Annotated in this window: 15 protein-coding genes; 3 read left to right on the forward strand and 12 right to left on the reverse strand. The window is 70.7% G+C overall.

Going from position 1 to position 16,583, the window contains the following annotated elements; genetic code table 11:
* The 5 genes from I6I07_RS12010 to I6I07_RS12030 are packed head-to-tail and all read right to left on the reverse strand — an operon-like array spanning position 1 to position 5,127.
* Positions 1 to 864, reverse strand: a complete 864-nt coding sequence (locus I6I07_RS12010) for a sulfurtransferase (protein ID WP_198486805.1) — start codon at positions 862 to 864, stop codon at positions 1 to 3.
* Positions 865 to 877: 13 nt separating this feature from the next.
* Positions 878 to 1,219, reverse strand: a complete 342-nt coding sequence (locus I6I07_RS12015) for a carboxymuconolactone decarboxylase family protein (protein WP_006391254.1) — start codon at positions 1,217 to 1,219, stop codon at positions 878 to 880.
* 37 nt (positions 1,220 to 1,256) lie between these two features.
* Complete coding sequence (locus I6I07_RS12020; protein ID WP_198486806.1) at positions 1,257 to 2,261, reverse strand: tripartite tricarboxylate transporter substrate binding protein; 1,005 nt, start codon at positions 2,259 to 2,261, stop codon at positions 1,257 to 1,259.
* A 40-nt stretch (positions 2,262 to 2,301) separates the two neighbouring features.
* On the reverse strand, positions 2,302 to 3,666 hold the full coding sequence (purB, locus tag I6I07_RS12025) for an adenylosuccinate lyase (RefSeq protein WP_198486807.1): 1,365 nt from the start codon (positions 3,664 to 3,666) through the stop codon (positions 2,302 to 2,304).
* 18 nt (positions 3,667 to 3,684) lie between these two features.
* A complete protein-coding gene (locus I6I07_RS12030; RefSeq protein ID WP_198486808.1) occupies positions 3,685 to 5,127 on the reverse strand; it encodes an FAD-binding oxidoreductase in 1,443 nt (480 codons plus the stop codon).
* 159 nt (positions 5,128 to 5,286) lie between these two features.
* On the opposite strand from I6I07_RS12030, the gene I6I07_RS12035 reads away from it, so the two are divergent.
* Positions 5,287 to 6,015 (forward strand): IclR family transcriptional regulator, encoded by a 729-nt coding sequence (locus tag I6I07_RS12035; RefSeq protein WP_232626061.1) that lies wholly within the window; start codon positions 5,287 to 5,289, stop codon positions 6,013 to 6,015.
* 48 nt (positions 6,016 to 6,063) lie between these two features.
* Here I6I07_RS12035 and I6I07_RS12040 read toward each other — a convergent pair whose 3' ends face one another.
* From I6I07_RS12040 to I6I07_RS12070, 7 genes are all read right to left on the reverse strand, one after another.
* The gene (locus tag I6I07_RS12040) at positions 6,064 to 7,446 is read right to left on the reverse strand and encodes an MmgE/PrpD family protein (protein ID WP_198486809.1); all 1,383 of its coding nucleotides are present in this window, start codon (positions 7,444 to 7,446) and stop codon (positions 6,064 to 6,066) included.
* A 98-nt stretch (positions 7,447 to 7,544) separates the two neighbouring features.
* Positions 7,545 to 8,924 carry a S41 family peptidase gene (locus tag I6I07_RS12045; RefSeq protein ID WP_198486810.1) on the reverse strand — a complete coding sequence of 460 codons (1,380 nt, stop codon included), beginning with the start codon at positions 8,922 to 8,924 and terminating at the stop codon, positions 7,545 to 7,547.
* 29 nt (positions 8,925 to 8,953) lie between these two features.
* A complete protein-coding gene (locus I6I07_RS12050) occupies positions 8,954 to 9,418 on the reverse strand; it encodes a hypothetical protein (RefSeq protein WP_198486811.1) in 465 nt (154 codons plus the stop codon).
* A gap of 88 nt (positions 9,419 to 9,506) precedes the next feature.
* The gene (locus I6I07_RS12055) at positions 9,507 to 9,968 is read right to left on the reverse strand and encodes a hypothetical protein (RefSeq protein WP_198486812.1); all 462 of its coding nucleotides are present in this window, start codon (positions 9,966 to 9,968) and stop codon (positions 9,507 to 9,509) included.
* Positions 9,969 to 10,111: 143 nt separating this feature from the next.
* On the reverse strand, positions 10,112 to 12,625 hold the full coding sequence (locus I6I07_RS12060; RefSeq protein WP_198486813.1) for a TonB-dependent receptor: 2,514 nt from the start codon (positions 12,623 to 12,625) through the stop codon (positions 10,112 to 10,114).
* A 140-nt stretch (positions 12,626 to 12,765) separates the two neighbouring features.
* Entirely contained in the window at positions 12,766 to 13,794 is a 1,029-nt protein-coding gene (locus I6I07_RS12065) for a FecR domain-containing protein (protein ID WP_198487505.1), read from the reverse strand.
* A 2-nt stretch (positions 13,795 to 13,796) separates the two neighbouring features.
* Positions 13,797 to 14,324, reverse strand: a complete 528-nt coding sequence (locus I6I07_RS12070) for a sigma-70 family RNA polymerase sigma factor (protein WP_198486814.1) — start codon at positions 14,322 to 14,324, stop codon at positions 13,797 to 13,799.
* A gap of 285 nt (positions 14,325 to 14,609) precedes the next feature.
* Here I6I07_RS12070 and I6I07_RS12075 point away from each other — a divergent pair, with 285 nt between their 5' ends.
* Both I6I07_RS12075 and I6I07_RS12080 read left to right on the forward strand, forming a co-directional pair.
* Positions 14,610 to 15,065, forward strand: coding sequence for a DUF305 domain-containing protein (locus I6I07_RS12075; protein WP_198486815.1), 456 nt, complete (start codon positions 14,610 to 14,612; stop codon positions 15,063 to 15,065).
* The gene (locus tag I6I07_RS12080; protein WP_198486816.1) at positions 15,055 to 16,536 is read left to right on the forward strand and encodes a YncE family protein; all 1,482 of its coding nucleotides are present in this window, start codon (positions 15,055 to 15,057) and stop codon (positions 16,534 to 16,536) included. Before I6I07_RS12075 ends, I6I07_RS12080 begins: the two co-directional genes overlap by 11 nt.
* Positions 16,537 to 16,583: the final 47 nt, after the last annotated feature.

The raw sequence follows: 16,583 nt of genomic DNA on the forward strand, positions 1-16,583 counted from the left end.
TCAGGGGTTGGCGCCCGTGGCGACGGGCGCGTCGGGTTGCGCGCTCCATTCGCTCCACGAGCCGGGGTAGAGGGCGGCGCCGGACAAGCCGGCGATTTCCATGGCCAATAGATTGTGGCACGCGGTGACGCCGGAGCCGCACTGGCACACCACCGCGTCCGGCGCGCGGCCGTCCAGCTGCGCCAGGAAGGCTTGGCGCAGCGCGGCGGGGGGCAGGAAGCGTCCGTCGGCGCCGAGGTTGTCGCGAAAGAACCGGTTGCGAGCGCCGGGGATGTGTCCGCCCACCGCGTCCAGGGTTTCGTTCTCGCCCCGGTAGCGGTCGGGGGCGCGCGCGTCCAGCACCCGGCGCGCGTCGGTGGCCAACGCCTGCCGCAGCTGGGGGTAATCCAGCGTGGGCTGGCGGCCCTCGCCGACGGCCAGGGCGCCCGCCGGGCGCGGCGCCGGCGCATCGGTCGTGAACGGCTGGCCCGCGGCTTTCCAGGCGCCTTCGCCGCCATCGAGCACCGCCACGGCCTCGTGGCCGATCCAGCGCAGCAGCCACCACAGGCGCGCCGCGTACATGCCGCCGGCATTGTCGTAGGCGACCACCTGGGTGTCCGCGTTCACGCCCAGCGCCGCCAGGGCTCGCGCCAGCGCGGCGCGGTCGGGCAGCGGGTGGCGGCCGTTGCGGCCGGTCTTGGGTCCGCTGAGGGTGTCTTCCAGGTGCACGTGGAAGGCGCCCGGCAGGTGGCCGGCATCGTAATGGCGGCGGCCCGCCTGGGGATCCGTCAGCTCGAAGCCGCAGTCCAGCACCACGATGTCGCGGTGTCGCGGGTCTTGCAGGGCGCGGGCCAGTTCGTCCGCGCTGATCAGGGTGGTGTACATGCGTGGCTCCCGCTCAACCCTGGCCCGCCGTCAGCGCGTCCATCGCGCGCAACGAATACACGTAGGCGGCGCCCGCGTTCAGGGCGATGGCGGTGCTCAAGGCCTCGCTCAGCTCCAGTTCCGTCACGCCGGCCTTGCGGGCGGCGTCGGCATGCGCGGCGATGCAGCCGTCGCAGCGCGTGGTGACGGCCACCGCCAGCGCGATCAGCTCGCGCGTCTTGGCGTCCAGCGTGCCGGTGGCGCCCTGCGCCTGGTTCAGGGCGCGGAACGCGGTCAGCAGCTGCGGGTTGTGCTTGCCCAGGGCCTCGCCGGCCTTGCGATTGTTGGCGAGGGTGTCGGTCCAGTTCTGCAACATGGTGGGGTCTCCTGAAAATCGGTTTGGTCGGATCGGGTCATTGGCCGATCTGCTTGAGCAGGTCGGGGGTGGCGGCTTTGCGGTAGTTGGCGATGTCTTCGAGGATGTACTGCCTGAACTGGTCCAGCGGCAGGTCGCGCTCCATCGCGGCGTCCTTGCGGATCGTGTTCTGCACGGTGGGGTCCGCCAGCGCGCGCGACAGGTGCTCGGACAGCACCTTGAGCACCGCGGGCGGCGTGCCGGCCGGCGCCGCCAGGCCGTACCACTGCGTCATGGTCATGTCGATGCCGAGCTCCTTGAAGGTCGGCACGTCGGGCAGGATCGGGCTGCGCTGGCGGCCGGTCAGGGCCAGCACGCGCAACTGGCCCTGCTGCACCTGCGGCACCAGCGGCGAGGCGGTGGCGAAGAACATGTCGATCTGTCCGCCCAGCATGTCGGTGATGGCGGGGCCGGAGCCCTTGTACGGCACGTGCAGGAGCTTCAGGTGGCCCAGCTCCTTGATGGTCTCCATGCCGATGTGGGCGGCGCCGCCGGTGCCGGTGGAGGCAAAGGTCAGTTCCTTCTGCCTGGCGGCGTCGATCACTTCGCGCGCCGTCTTGAAATGCGACGGCGTGGCCACGAACAGGCCGTGCGGCGCTTCCAGGATCAGGCCGATCGGCGCGAAGTCGTCCGGCACCTTGTACGGCAGGCTCTGCGGCTTGAGCGCCGGCGACACGGCCAGGTTGCCGCTCATGGCCAGCAGGATGGTGTAGCCATCGGGGGCGGCCTTGGCGACCAGGCCGGCGGCGATGTTGCCGCCCGCGCCCGGCCGGTTCTCGACGATCACGGTCTGCCCCAGCGTCTTGCCCATGGCGGTGGCGACCAGGCGGCCGTAGAGGTCGCCGCCGCCGCCCGGCGGAAAGCCCACCACCAGGGTGATGGGACGCTCGGGAAATGCCGCCTGCGCCTGGCCGCCGGCCAGCGCGGCCAGGCCCAGTGTCGCGGCGATGGCGGCGCGCCGCCCCAGCCGGCGCATGGCGCCGCTCGCGAAGGAAATGCCCATGGTGTTTGTCTCCTGTGTATTTTTTATCAGGGGGGAACCGTCAGGCCTGCAGCCAGCCGGCTTGATGTCGCTGCACCACCCTGTCCACCGAGGCGGCACACTGTCCCAGGTAACCCGCGGGATCGGTCAGGCGCAGGATCTCTTCTTCGCCCAGCAGGTTGGCCAGATCCTTGTGCTGGCGCAGCGCCTGGGCGAAATCGAGCTTGTGCGTGATGCCGTGCATCGAGGCCTCGTAGATCCATTCGTGCGCGGTCTGTTTGCCGACGCGCTCGGACAGGTCCAGCATCACGTGTTCGGACAGCAGGTAGCCGCGCATGCGGTCCAGGTTGCGCGCCATGGCGTCGGCGTCCACGCGCAGCCCGGCCAGCAGGTTCTTGGCCTGGAACAGCATGGCGCCGGCGATCAGGCAGCATTCGGGCAGCGCCTTCCATTCGATCTTCCAGGCAATGCCGTCGCGCTCGCCTTCCTGCACCATGCCTTCGAGCATCAGCGTCGCATTGGCGCGCAGCGGCCGGCACAGGCCGGCGAGGTTCTCGGCCGAGGTCGGGTTGCGCTTGTGCGGCATGGTCGACGAGCCCAGCTTGCCTTCCGAGAAGGCTTCCTCGACTTCGGCGAATTCGTTGCGTTGCAGGTTGAAGAGTTCATTGCCGATCTTCGACAGCGTGGCGCCGATCATGGCCAGCACCAGCGCGTATTCGGTGAAGCGGTCGCGCGCCGGCGCCCAGCTGATCGGGGCCGCCTCCAGTCCCAGCTTGGCCAGCGTGCGGCGCTCGACCTCGGCGGCCTGTTCGCCCAGCGAGGCCTGGCTGCCGACCGCGCCGACCACCATGCCCACCAGCACCCGCGCCTCGCATTCCTTCAGGCGTTCGTGATGGCGCGACAGTTCGTCCAGCCACACCGCGCACTTGTGCCCGAAGGTGATGGGCAGCGCCTGCACGCCATGGGTGCGCCCCGCCATGGGCGTGTCGCGATGGCTTTGCGCCAGGCGCGCCAGCTCGCGGCCGATGGCGGCGAGGTCGCGCATGAAGACGGCATGGGCCTGCTTGAGCTGCAGCGCCACGCCGGTGTCGACCACGTCCTGGGTGGTGGCGCCGTAATGCAGCCATTCGCCATGGTCGGGGCCGCAGCGCGCCTGCAATTGCTTGAGCGCCGGCACCAGCGAATGCTTGATGCGGCGGATCTCGGCCGACATCGCGGCGATGTCGATATTGGCCACCGCCGCCTGGGCGCGGATTTGCTCGGCGGCGGCGGCCGGGATGATGCCCAGCTCGGCCTGGGCCTCGGCCAGCGCGGCCTCGAAATCCAGCCATTGCTGGACGCGGTTCTCTTCCGAGAAGATGGCGCGCAGTTCATCGGTGCTCCACAGGTGCTGGAGCGATTGCATGTCGAAAACGGAAACGGGCATGGTGCGGGTCCTGGAGGCTTAGGAGTGATGGGCGGGGCGCGGCAGCAGCCGGCCCGGATTGAACGTGCCGCGCGGGTCGAGCGCGTGCTTGATGCGTTGCATGACGTCCACCGAGACGGCGGGCTTGTATTGCAGGAAGGCGTGTTGCTTGAGGCGGCCGATGCCGTGTTCGGCCGAGATCGATCCGCCCAGCTGCGCGGCGACCTCGTGCACGACGTCGTGCACCGCGTCCTCTCGCGTCCGGAAGGCGGCGTCGTCCATCGCCAGCGGCTTGCTCTGGTTGTAGTGCAGGTTGCCGTCGCCGACGTGGCCGAAGCAGACGATGCGGATGCCCGGCATCAGGGCCTGCAGCCGCGCGCCGGCGGTGGCGATGAATTCGGGGATGCGCGACACCGCGACCGAGATGTCGTGCTTGATGGAGGGGCCGTCCAGCCGCTGCGCCTCCGGCACGTGCTCGCGCAGCGCCCACAGCTCGTGCGCCTGGCGGCCGGAGGCGGCGATCACCGCGTCGGTCACGCCGCCGTGTTCCATCGCGGCTTCCAGCACGCCTTCCACGGCGGGCTCGGGATCCATCTGCGCCGAGGTCTCCGAGACGTCGAACAGCACCGCCCAGGGCGAGGGTTGCGCCAGCGGATCGCGCATGCCGTCCAGCGGATGCGCCAGCACCTGGTCCAGCGTCTGGCGGCCGATCAGCTCGAACGCCGTGACGCGCTCGCCGACCGCGTCGGTCAGGCGCGCCAGCAGGTCCACCGCCGCCTGCGGCGTCGGCACCGCGGCCCACACGGTCACCACTTTGCGCGGCAGGGCGTACAGGCGGAAGGCCGCCGCCGTGACCACGCCCAGCGTGCCCTCGCCGCCGATGAACAGCTGCTTGAGGTCGTAGCCGGTGTTGTCCTTGCGCAGCGTGCCCAGTTGCGGCAGCACGCGGCCGTCGGCCAGCACCACTTCCAGCCCCAGCGTCAGTTCGCGGGTATTGCCATAGCGCAGCACCTGCTCGCCGCCGGCGTTGGTGGAGACCACGCCGCCGATGGTGGCGCTGCCTTCCGAGGCCAGCGACAACGCGAACAGCCGGCCGGCGTCGGCGGCCGCCTGCTGCGCCGCCAGCACGGTGCAGCCGGCTTCCAGCGTGATGCTGTTGTCCAGCGCGTCGACCCGGCGCACGGCGGTCATGCGGTCCAGGCTCAGCACCACTTCGCGGCCCGAGGCGTCGGGCGTCGAGCCGCCGACCAGGCCGGTGTTGCCGCCTTGCGGCACCACCGCCACGCCCTGCGCCGCGCACAGCGCCACCACCCGCGAGACTTCGGCCGTATTGGCGGGGCGCGCCACGGCGCGCGCGGCGCCGGGAAAATTGCGGCGCCAGTCGGCCGTGTAGCGGGCCATGTCGGCCGCGTCGGTCAGGACGTGGGACGGCCCGACGATGGCGCCGAGCGCCGTGGCGATTGCATCGATCTGATTCGGCATAATGCTACGGTGCGCGGCGCCGGGGGCTGGCCCCCTTGCCGCGCGACGCTTGTCTCCTGGTTGAAACCGGGACGGCATTTCCCTGGTCCGGTAGCCGTCTTTCGTTTCATTGATTAAAATACGTTTTATTGAACAAAACTATAGGAAGCATCCGAAACCGTGTCAAGCGAGAATTCCCCTAAGCCGCCCGCCGGCGTGCTCGAACGCGGCATCTCCGTGCTGGAGTGTTTTGGCGAAGACCATCTGCGCCTGTCGCTGCGCGACCTGGCCGACCGCACCGGCCTGGACAAGGCCACGCTGCTGCGCCTGCTGGGCGTGTTCATCAAGGCGCGCATGATCCATCGCTACGACAGCAGCACCTACGCGCTGGGACCGGCGTTGCTGCACATGGGCATGCTGTATCGCGATACCTTCGACCTGGGTTCGCGCCTGCAGCCGGCGCTGCGCAGCATCGTGGCGCAGACCGGCGAGACCGTGGCCCTGTACGTGCGCAGCGGCGACGACCGCATCTGCCTCTACCGCGAGAACACCACCAAGGAAGTGCGCCACCACGTCGAGGTCGGCACGCGCATCAGCCTGAAGGACGGCGGTTCGTCGGCGCATGTGCTGCGCGCCTTCACCGGCGGCACGACGCCGCTGGCGCGCGACATCCAGGAAAAGGGCTACGCCATGACCCGCTCCGAGCGGGTCGCGGAAATGGCGTCGGTGGCCGTGCCGGTGTTCGATGCCGACGATGCCTTCGTCGGCGCGCTGGTGGTGCTGGGGCTGGCGTCGCGCCACAACGAGGCGGCGCAGCGCAAGGCGGTCGAGATCGCGCGCCACGAACTGGCGCAGCAGGGCTTTCGCACCGCGCCGCCTGCGTCCTGGACGCCGCCCGTCACGCCATGACGGGCGCATGAGGCGCGGCGCGCCCGGGCGGGCGCGCCGCGGCAGCGCCTAGCGGGACGACGCCGCGCCGAACAGCGCGGGATCCGGCAGGCAGGGCCGCGCGTCATTGCCGGCATCGGTGAAGCGCTCGCACCAGGCCACGATGGCCTGGGCGGCGGCGTCATCCATGGCCGGCGCAAAGGCGCGCATGCGCGCCTGCAGCGCGGGCCAGTCGTAAGGGTCTTCGGGATCGCCGCGCCGCAGCTGGCGCAACGCGCTCAGCCGGCGCCCATCTTTCAGTATCAGGGTCACCCGGCATGGCCGCAGGCGCGGAAATTCGCGTTGGAAGGCATCACTGGTGCGCACCGTGATGCGGCGCGCCAGCGCCACCAGGTCGGGCGCCTGCAGATCCGCGGACTCCATGTCTTCGATGCCCAGCCCGCCGGTGAGCAGCAGCCGCGCCACCACGTAGCGCAGCGAGAAGCAGGTCTGCGCGGGCGTGGCGGGCCAGTCGACGCCGGCGATCTTCAGCGCGTGCGTGAATATCTCGATGTCCACCGATTCGATGTCGTCGGGCGTCGGCGCGTGCGCGTCCAACAGCTCGCGGGTGGCATCCAGCGGCGTGAAGAGCTGGGCGCAGCAGGGCCAGGCCTTGATGGTGGCGGTGTTCAGGCGCTCCTCGGCATCGAGGCCGCCGTCGAGCGCATCGAGCGGACCGTCGCCCGCCAGCAGCGCGTACAGCCCGCGCGCGCCGGTGGCGAAGCGTCGCGCGCCCGGCAGGCCGGCGCGCGCGGCATAGGCCGCGGCCAGGCCGTTGCGCACGGCGAAGGCCGGATGCAGCGACTTGGCTTCGTGCGCGTCGTCGTCCACCAGTTGCCACAGGCCCGCCGCCTGGGTGGCGCCGATGCCGAGCGCGTGGTGCAGGGGCGTCGGCGCCAGCCTCAGGGCCACGCCGGCAGCGGCCGCCGCGCCCACCGCGCCCGCCGTCGCGGTGGCATGAAACCCCGCCGCGTGGCGCGTGCCCAGGGCCTCGCCCAGGCGCAATGACACTTCATAGCCGGCGATGATGGCGTCCGCGACCTGCCGCTGCGTCATGCCGCCGTCCGCCGCCAACGCCAGCGCCGGCGTGACCGACACCACGCCCGGGTGCAGCATGGCGGCGCGATGCGCGTCGTCGATTTCGCGGATATGGGCGATGGCGGCATTGGCGAAGGCCGCGCCATTGGCGTTGACGGCCGGGCCGCCGAAAACGGGCGCCGGCCCCGCGCCCGGCTGGCAGTCGTGCGCCACGCGCCGGTAACGGGCCGCCGCCGGCGTGTCGGCGGCGGACCATCCCGCCGTGAACCAGTCCAGCAGCGCCTGCGCCAGCCGCGCGCGCGTGGTCGGGGAAATCGGGCGCCGTTGCAGGTCGGCCAGGTGGGTCACCAGGGAGTGTTCAGCGGAGGAGGTCATTGTCGTTTCGTTGAATGGAATGTGTTTCATTCAACGAAACAAGAGGCGGTTTGTCAAGCGCGGGGTTGCACGCCTCGCTACTGCTCTCGCTGCCGCGCCTATCGTTGGCCGGCGTCCTGCAACGCGGTCAGCGCCGCGAGCCGGGCCAGGTCGGTGCCGGCGGGAGCCGCGGCCAGGGCCGCGCGTATGCGTTGCGCCATCGGCTGGTTGAAATCGGCCGCGATCTCGGCGCGCAGGGTGATCCGCCCCGTGGCGCCATCGAGCCGCATGTCGGGCGTCACGCCGTCGCGCTCGAGCGTCGCGCCGTTGGCCCGGTGCACGCGCGCGCTGGTCACCACCAGCGCGCCCTGGTTGTCGGGCAGCGGCAGGACCGTCTGGATCGTGCCCGCGCCGGCGGTCTTCTCGCCGATGAGCAGGCCGCGGCCGTGGTCCTGCAACGCCGCCGCGACGATTTCCGCGCCGGCGCCGGTGCGGTGGTCGATCAGCACCACCATCGGCACGTCATGCGGCAACCGGCCGTGCCGGGCGACGAGCGTCACGGCATTGGCCGGCGTGCGCCCGCGCAGGCTGCCGACGCGGGTGCCCTCGGCCAGCACCATGCCCGCCACCTGCTCGGTCACCTCGAGCAGCCCGCCGGCATTGCCGCGCAGGTCCAGCACCACGCCCGCCAGCGGCGCGGCGCCGCCGGACCGCGCGGTATCGAGGGCGTCCCGCAGCAGCGCGCCGGTCTGGCTGTTGAAGGCCGATATGCGGATCACCGCCACCGCGCCGTCCCGCTCCCAGCGCACCGATGGCGGCGCCTGGACCGGCCCGCGCACGGGACGCATGACGAGGGCGTCGGCCACGCCGGGTCGCTGGATCTCCACCGTGGGGCGGGTGCCGACGACGCCGCGCAGCAGCGCGACGGCCTCGGGTAGCGGCAGGCCGGCGGTCGGGTGGCCGTCGACGCGGGTGATGATGTCGCCGGCCTGGATGCCGGCGCGTTCGCCCGGGCTGCCGGGCAAGGGCCGTTCGACGGTCAGGACGCCCCGCTGGATCGACATCTCCAGGCCGACCGAGGCCGGCGGCGGCGCCATCTCGGCGCGCGTCGCCACGCGGCTGTAGGCGTCCAGGCTGGCCAGCATGCCGCGCAGGGCCGCGTTCAGGGCGGCTTCGCGCGCCGCGCCGGCGGCAAAGCGCAGGATCTCGTCGGCCAGGATGCGGGTCTGCGGCGTGATGCCGGCGGCCTTGTCCTCGGCCTGGATCGCCTGCGCGAGGGAGGCCTTGCGCGCCTCGTCCGAGGCGCCGGGCAGCGCGGCGAGGGCGCGCAAGCCATGCACCGCCAGCGCGCGCGAATCGAGCGGGTCGACGTATTGGTCCGTGAGCTGCGTGACGGCCGCGGCCAGCGTGCCCTCGACCTGCTGGCGCGATTGGGCCCAGGCGGGCGGCGCCAGCGCGACGCCGCAGGCAAGCAGCAGCGCGAGCGTAGGCCGCGGCAAGCGGGGCCGCGGCGCCTGGCGCGCGTCGATCACTGCACCTTCACGCGCACCGCGGCGCCAGGGCGCGGTTCGAATGCCGGCACCGTGCGGTTCTTCACGGCCTCGCCCCTGGCGTTCCACACCAGCGTGTCGGTGGGGAAGCTCTCGTCGCGCGTCATCTTGTCGATCTGCGCGGCCACCAGCTTGGCGGCGCCGTCCACCTCGGGGTTCCAGGCGTACACGCCCCACTGGCCGTACCAGGCCGCGGGTGCGTCGGCGTCCAGGCGCCGGTCGGGGCACATCACCAGGCCCTTGTCGAGCAGCACGCGCAGGCCGCCCACCGGCACCAGCTTGACGGCCGGGGTGGTGCGCTCCTTGCTGTGTCCGGGGCATACGTTGGCGCTGCGCGCCACGGTGGTCTCGACGACCTCGCGGTCGGATTGGGCAACGGCGGTCGATGCGGCGCACAGGGCGAATGCGGCGGCAGTCCAGGCGAGAGGGATACGGCGGGTCATGCGTGGCCTCCTTGTCCGGGAGCGGACGGGTCGGTGGGTGGAAGTCCTGGCTGCCGGCCGCGCGGATGCGGGCCGGCGGACAGGGCGGTCATGGCGTTGGCGGCGTGCGCGGGCGGTCGGGGCGGATGATCCGCCAGAAGCTGGCGCCCACCACGGCGCCCAGCGCGGCGGCGGTCAACGGCACGATGGGGCGCGACACGATGGTGTCGGCCATCATGGCCAGCGCGAGCCGCAGATCGCCGGGACCGAATATCGAGGAAAGCAGGATCAGCGCGCACCAGCTCACCAGGCCGATGGCGGTGAAGGCCAGCAGATAGGGCGCCAGCGTGGCGCGGCCGCGGCGGCGCAACGCGAAGTGCGCGGGCAGGCCCAGCAGCAGCATGGCGCCGGCGCCGGCCGCCGCGCCCAGCAGGGTGGCCATCAAGGTCCAGTCCGGCTGCTCGGCGGCCGCGATGAAATCGGGCTGGCGCCAGAACAGATGGGCCTGCAATCCGATGACCAGCGCGGACCAGAAAGGTCCGGCCAGAAAGGCAAGGAGAAGTCTCGTCATGCTGCGGAGTGCGTCGCCGGTGCGGGCACGCGGCGCCTGGCTTTTTTTGCGTGCGGCGATCTTATCAGCCGCCATGTTTCGCTGGCGGTTACAGGTGCGACAAGATCCAGGCGGCCGTGCCGCGACCGCCCGTCGCCGCCGTGTCAGAAATCCATCGTCGCCGACAGGCTGATGGTCCGCGGCTGGCCGAGATACAGCCAGTTGCTGGAACTGCCCGACCAGTAGTCGCGGCCGAATGCGTTGTTGATGCCGGCGCGCAGCACCAGCGGGCGATCCCAGGCGCGGGTCTTGTAGCGGGCGCCGAAATCCCAGCGCGTCCAGCCGGGAATGCGGCGCGTATTGGCCTGGTCGAGATATTGCGGGCTGGTGGAGGTCATGCGCGCGGTGAGCGTCAGGCCGGGCAGGGTGGACAGGTCGTATTCGCCGCCGAGGTTCACCTGCCAGCGCGAGACGTTGGGCGCGATCTTGTCGTCGTACAGGCCGCCATCGGTCTTGGTCAAGCGCGGATCGGTGTAGGCCACGCCGCCCAGCAGGCGCAGGCCGCGCGCCGCTTCGCCGAAGACGTTCAGCTCCACGCCGCGATTGCGCTGTTCCATGCCGACCTGGTAGGTCGAGGTGCCGTCGCCGTTGGCGACCGCCAGGCCGCTTGGCTTCTCGATCTGGAACAGACTGACGGTGCCGCTGAAGCGGCCGAAGTCGTACTTCACGCCGACCTCGCGCTGCTTGACCTTGATCGGCGCGAACATCTGCCCGGCGTTGGTGGTGCCCATCGGCGCGGTGTCGCCCTGGATCAAGCCCTCGATGTAGTTGCCGTAGATCGACAGGTCCGTCGCCGGCTTGATCACGGCGGCGAGAACGGGGGTGATGGCATGTTTGTCGTAGGTGGCGCTGGCGACGCCGATGCCGGTGTCGGTGACGATGTTCCTGACCCGCTGGTAGCGCGCGCCAAACGTCAGCGCGATGCGGTCGTCGAGCCACGAGACCGTGTCGGACAGCGCCACGGACGGCAGCCGCAGCGAATTGGTCTGCGGCGGGTTTGACGAAAAGCCGTCCGTCGACGGACGGCTGACGCTGACGGGATGGTAGATGTTGGTGGTGAAGCTGGAGAACCCGTAGTACGCGTTCGTATAGCCCGTGTCGCTGGTCAGGTGGGTCGCGCTCAGGTTGACCTGGTGCTTGAACGCGCCGGTCTCGAAGGCGCCGCGCACGCCGGCCTGGACGACCCGGTTCTCGATCCAGTTGGGCCAGTAGTAGACGGTGGCCTGGGCGTTGCCGGCGGCGTCCGTGACGAACAGGTCGGTCGACAGATAGCGTGACCGTGTCTTGCTGGCGCCGACCGCGCCGTACACGCTCCAGTCGGGGTTGAGGTCGTACTCGGCCTTGGCGAGCAGGTAATCGCTCGTCGACCTGGAATACTCCCAGTCCTGGGCGATCTGGCGCCTGGCGGAGGGCGGCCTGGGAATGGACAGGCCATCATCGATGCCGAACCCGGCCGCGCCCTGGGGCGCTTCGTTGTTCATCGTCTGGTGTCCCGCGTCCAGCGATGCGCGCGCATTGACGCCGCGATAGTCGATACCGACCACCGCCGCGCCGAACTCGACCGATTGCCCGGCCGTGGCGGTTCGGCCGTCGCGGTACAGGCCGTTGAAGCGGATGCCCCATTGATCGTCCTGGCCAAAGCGGCGGCCGAAATCCAGGTGGCCGCCGACGTTGCCGTCGGACAGGTAGGTGGTGGTCAGGCGCGTCAGGGGCTTGTCGTCCGCGTGCTTCGGTACCAGGTTGATCGCGCCGCCGACGGCCCCGCCGGCGCCCGCCGCCATGCCGTTCAACAGCGCATTCGGGCCCTTGAGAATCTCGACGCGCTCGACCAGTTCGGCGGCGCCCGCGCGGCTGGAGATGATGCCGGGAATGCCATCGAGCAGGATCGAGTCCTGGACGGACAGGCCGCGGATCATGAAGATCTCGCCGCCCGCCGCCGCGTTCGTCAGGCCATAGGACACCGTGCGCACGGAGGGATCGTTGGCCAGCACATCGGCGATGGTGATGGCCTGCTGGTTCTCCATCAGGTCGGCGGTGTAGCTGGTGGCGTTGAACGGCGTATCCATCAGGTCCTTGTTGCCGAGCAGCCCCATGCGGCTGCCGCGCGCGACCTGGTCGCCGGCGTAAGGCGCCGGCAGGCCGCCGGCCGGTTCGGCGCTGGCGGTGACGGTCACGGCGGGCAGCGTGGTGGGGGATCCGGACGCCGCGGCGGGCAGCGCGCGCAGCAGGTAGGCGCCATTCGTCTGGCGCACCGCTTCCAGGCCTTGCCCCGAGAGCAGCGTCGCCAGGCCGGCCTCCACGCCATACGTTCCGCGCAGTCCCGCGCTGGCCTTGCCCGCTGTCAGGCCGCCGGGCGCGGACAGCAGCACGCCCGCCTCCTGCGCGAAGCGGTTCAACACCGTGGTCAGCGGACCGGCGGCGATGTCATAGCGCCGCGTCTGCGCGGCGTCCGCCTCGGCTCGCGCCGGCACGGGCCAGGCCGCCGCGCAGAGCAGGGGGCCGGCGATGGACAGGTGCAGGGTGAGCAGCAGGGGGCGCAAGGTGGTGTCGGGCTTGCCCGCGGTCAGGCGGCGTGGCGCGGACGTGACGCGGTGCGGGAGGCGGCTACGGCGGTACATGGATGGCTATCCTCGAAGGTTGAAGGCGATGAGGCGATCAGCGAGGGCGGCGGCGGGCGCGCGCTGTCTGATCGACGCTTATCTCTTGAACCGGATGAGGCGGAAAAAGGGGAACCGTCCTACGCGGGAAAATTGCCGGGCTAGCGGGCGTCGACCGTGATCCACCAGGGCAGCGAGTGATGGATGCGGATCGGCAAGGTCTGCGCCAGCATGGCCAGGGCCTGGTCCGTGTCATCGGTCGGATAGACCCCCATGACCTTCAGGCCGGCGACGGCGGGCGCCACGTTGATATGGCCGCGACGGTAGCGGCTCAGTTCGGCCAGCAGGTCACCCAGCGGCATGTTGTCGGCGAGCAGAATGCCCTTGCTCCAGGCCGCGCGCATGTCGTCGGCGCCATCCAGCGGGGTCAGCGCGCGGTCGTCGAAGCGCGCCGCTCCGCCCGCTTCGATGCGCCGTTGCCCGCCATATTGCGTGAGGATCTCGACGGCGCCGTCGAACACGTCCAGGCGTGTCTGCTGGTCGGTCAGCCGAACCGTGAAACGGGTGCCCAGGGCCTGCAACCGGCCGAACCGCGTCTGCACGAAGAACGGCCTGCCCTGGGCGTCTGGAGCGGTCTCGATGAGGATTTCGCCGGCCAGCAGCGCCAGGCTGCGCATGCTGTCCTGGTAGCGCACCTGCAGCGCGGTGCCGGTGTTGAGCCAGACCCGGGAGCCATCCGCCAGCCGCAGCTCGCGCCGTTCGCCCGTGCCGGTGGCGTAGTCGGCGCGCAGCGCCGCCACCAGCGCGGGCAACGGTGTGTGGCGCCATCCCAGCCACGTCGCCGCGCCCAGGCCCAGGATGCCGGCCAGGCCGTTGACGACCCGGCGGCGCGTGGCCAGCGAGCGGCGGGCGGCGGCGACGCCCGCCGCGGCCGCGGCGCCGCCGGCGCTGGTCTCCCGCAATGGCATGAACTTGCGGCTGACCGCCTCGATGTGTTGCCACGCCCGGCCGTGGGCGGGGGAGCCGGCGAGCCAGGCGCGCCACGCGTCGCGTTCCTGGTCGGAGACGGCCGCATCGCCCAGCGTCGCGTACCAGTCGGCGGCCTGCTTGAGATGTTCGACGGTGACGCCGCGCTCGTCGGCGTCGTCGCCGTTGTCTGCGGGCACGGAAGACGCGTCGCCGGCCAGCATGGTCAAGCCTTTAATCCGGCTTCGATCAGCGCGCATTCCAGCATCGCCTGGGCCATGTACTTCTTGATCATGCGTTCGGAAACGCCCAGCTCGACGGCGATCTCGCGATACGGCATGCCATCGACCTGCGCCATCACGAACGCGGCGGCGGCCTTGTGCGGCAGGCGGCCCAGCATGCGGCCGATGTCGAGCAGGGTCTCGATGACGATGGCCTGGTGCTCCGCCGAGGCCGTGACCGGCTCGGGTTGCGCGGCCAGCGCATCGAGCCAGGCGCGCTCGACCTCGCGGTGGCGCCACAGATCCACGCACAGCGCATTGCCCACCGTGCGCAGATAGGCGCGGGCTTCCGCCACGCTGCCGAAGCGGGGAAATACCGTCTTGCTCAGCAGCCGGATGAAGGTGTCATGCGCCAGATCCGCGGCGTCGGCGGCATTGCCGAGCCGGCGGTGCAGCCAGCTGCGCAGCCAGCGGTGGTGATCGCAATAGAGGGCCTGCGCGGCGGCAGGGGGCGGGCAGTCGGAGGCGCTCACGGGATCAGGGGGGGCGGTTGGGGGCGGCCGGTGCCGGCGACGGGCAGCTCTGGCGATAAATCTGGAATGAGAATTAATAATCGTAGCGCAAACGTGCCGCTCGACACAACGCGCCGAAACCGCAAGCGCCACCGACGGTCACGCGCATGACGTCCGCCACCCCGCTGCCGCCGCCGGTGGCCGTGGCCGGCAGCGCGGCTTCGCACCCCGTGGAATAAACCGCCCGGCTCGATTGTCTGCGCTGATGAGGGTCCATTGGGGACCCCGCAACTGACAGGAGCCGCCATGTCCCGAATCCATCACCTGTGGCGCAGGCGCGCGCTCGCCTGCGCGCTGACCCTGCTGGCGGGCGCCGGCAGTGGCCAGGCCTGGTCGCAGTCCGCCCCATCCGCGGAGGAAGCGGCGTTCCTGGCCGAAAACGACGCCGCCATGAACCGCATGATGGACGCGATGGCGCCCCATCCCAGCGGCGACATCGACCAGGATTTCGTCGCCATGATGGCGCCGCATCACCAGGGCGCCATCGACATGGCCATGGCCGAACTGCGCTATGGCAAGAACGAACAGCTGCGCCGCCTCGCGCAGGAAATCATTGTCGAGCAGCAGCAGGAAATCGCCGCCATGCGCCTGGCGCTGGGCCAGCCGCTGCCCGAATCGCGTCCCGCGCCCGACCAGCCCGCCGATCTGCGGCCGGCCCCCGCCCCCGCCCAGTCCCACCACGGAGCTTCCCATGCCCAGTAGTTCATCCCTCAATCTCCTGGCCGGCGCCGTCGCGCTGGCCCTGGCCCCGGCCGTGTTCGCCGGGCAGGCGCCCGGCGCGGCGGCAGCGCCCGATATCCCCGTGTCGCACCGCGACCGCATCTATGCCGCCGAACAGTTTTCCAACACTGTCTCGGTCACCGACCCGGTGGACAACAAGCTGCTGGGCGTGATCCGGCTGGGCGATCCGGCGCCCGGCAACTTCAGTCCGTTGTACAAGGGCCAGGTGCTGGTGCATGGCATGGGCTTCGCGCCTGATCACCGCACGCTGGCGGTGGTGTCCATCGGCTCGAATTCGGTCACCTTCATCGATACGCAGACCAACATGGTCAAGCACACCACCTACGTGGGCCGCTCGCCGCACGAGGCTTTCTACACGCCCGACGGCAAGGAGGTCTGGGTCACGGTGCGCGGCGAGGACTACGTCTCGGTGATCGATGCTGCGACGTTCAAGGAAACCGACCGCATCAAGACGGCGGCCGGCCCGGGCATGCAGATATTTTCGCCGGACGGGAAGTACGGCTACATCTGTTCGTCGTTCAACCCGGAAACCGTGGTGGTGACGGTCAGCGACCACAAGATCGTGGGCAAGGTCGCGCAGGCCAGTCCGTTCTGCCCCAACATCGCCGCCACGCCGGACGGCCGGCAGGTGTGGTTCACGCTCAAGGACGTGGGCAAGACGCAGGTGTTCGACGCGCGCCCGCCGTTCAAGCTGCTCAAGACCCTCGATACCGGCCCCATCACCAACCACGTGAATTTCGCCCGCACTGGCAAGGACAAGGCGACCTACGCCTACATCACGGTGGGCGGCTTGAACCAGGTGCAGGTCTACCGCACGGATGACTTCTCGCGCGTGGCGACGATCGGCGTGGGCAAGCTGCCGCACGGCGTGTGGCCGTCGGGTGACGGCAGCCGCGTCTACGTCGGCCTGGAGAATGCCGACCAGCTGGCCGCCATCGACACGGCGACCAACAAGGTGGTCGCCAACGTGCCGATCGGCCAGGCGCCGCAGGCCATCAACTATGTGCCGGACGCCGTGCCGCAGGGCGACGGCCTGCAGAACCTGCAGCCCCTGGGCGTGGCCGGGCAGGCCGCGCACCTGGAGTTGCAGGCGTGGGCCGACGGCAAGCGGCAGCTGGCGGCGTCGGCCCCGACCAGCGTCACCCTGTTCGACCAGGGCCTGACGCAGGTGCTGCAGGCCTCGGCCACCGGCCTGCAACCGAAGCAGCCGTACGTGCTGGCGCTGTCGGAGCAAGCCGATGGGTCGGGTCAGCTGCAAGCGCTGTCGAACTTCATGACCAACCCGGCCGGGTCGGCCATCGTCAACGCCATCGGGCCGATCCGCCAGATCGTGCAGGGCGCCGGCGCGGCGACGGACGCGCGTCGCTACCTGGTGATCGCCCCGCTGCGCGACGGCAAGCCGGGCGCGCCGGTGCAGGTCCAGGCGCTGTGAACGCCGGCCGCGCATGGCCCCATGGCCATGCGCGGCCGGCGCGATAA

It is taken from the genome of Achromobacter deleyi (assembly GCF_016127315.1).
GTDB classification, from domain to species: Bacteria; Pseudomonadota; Gammaproteobacteria; order Burkholderiales; family Burkholderiaceae_B; genus Achromobacter; species Achromobacter insuavis_A.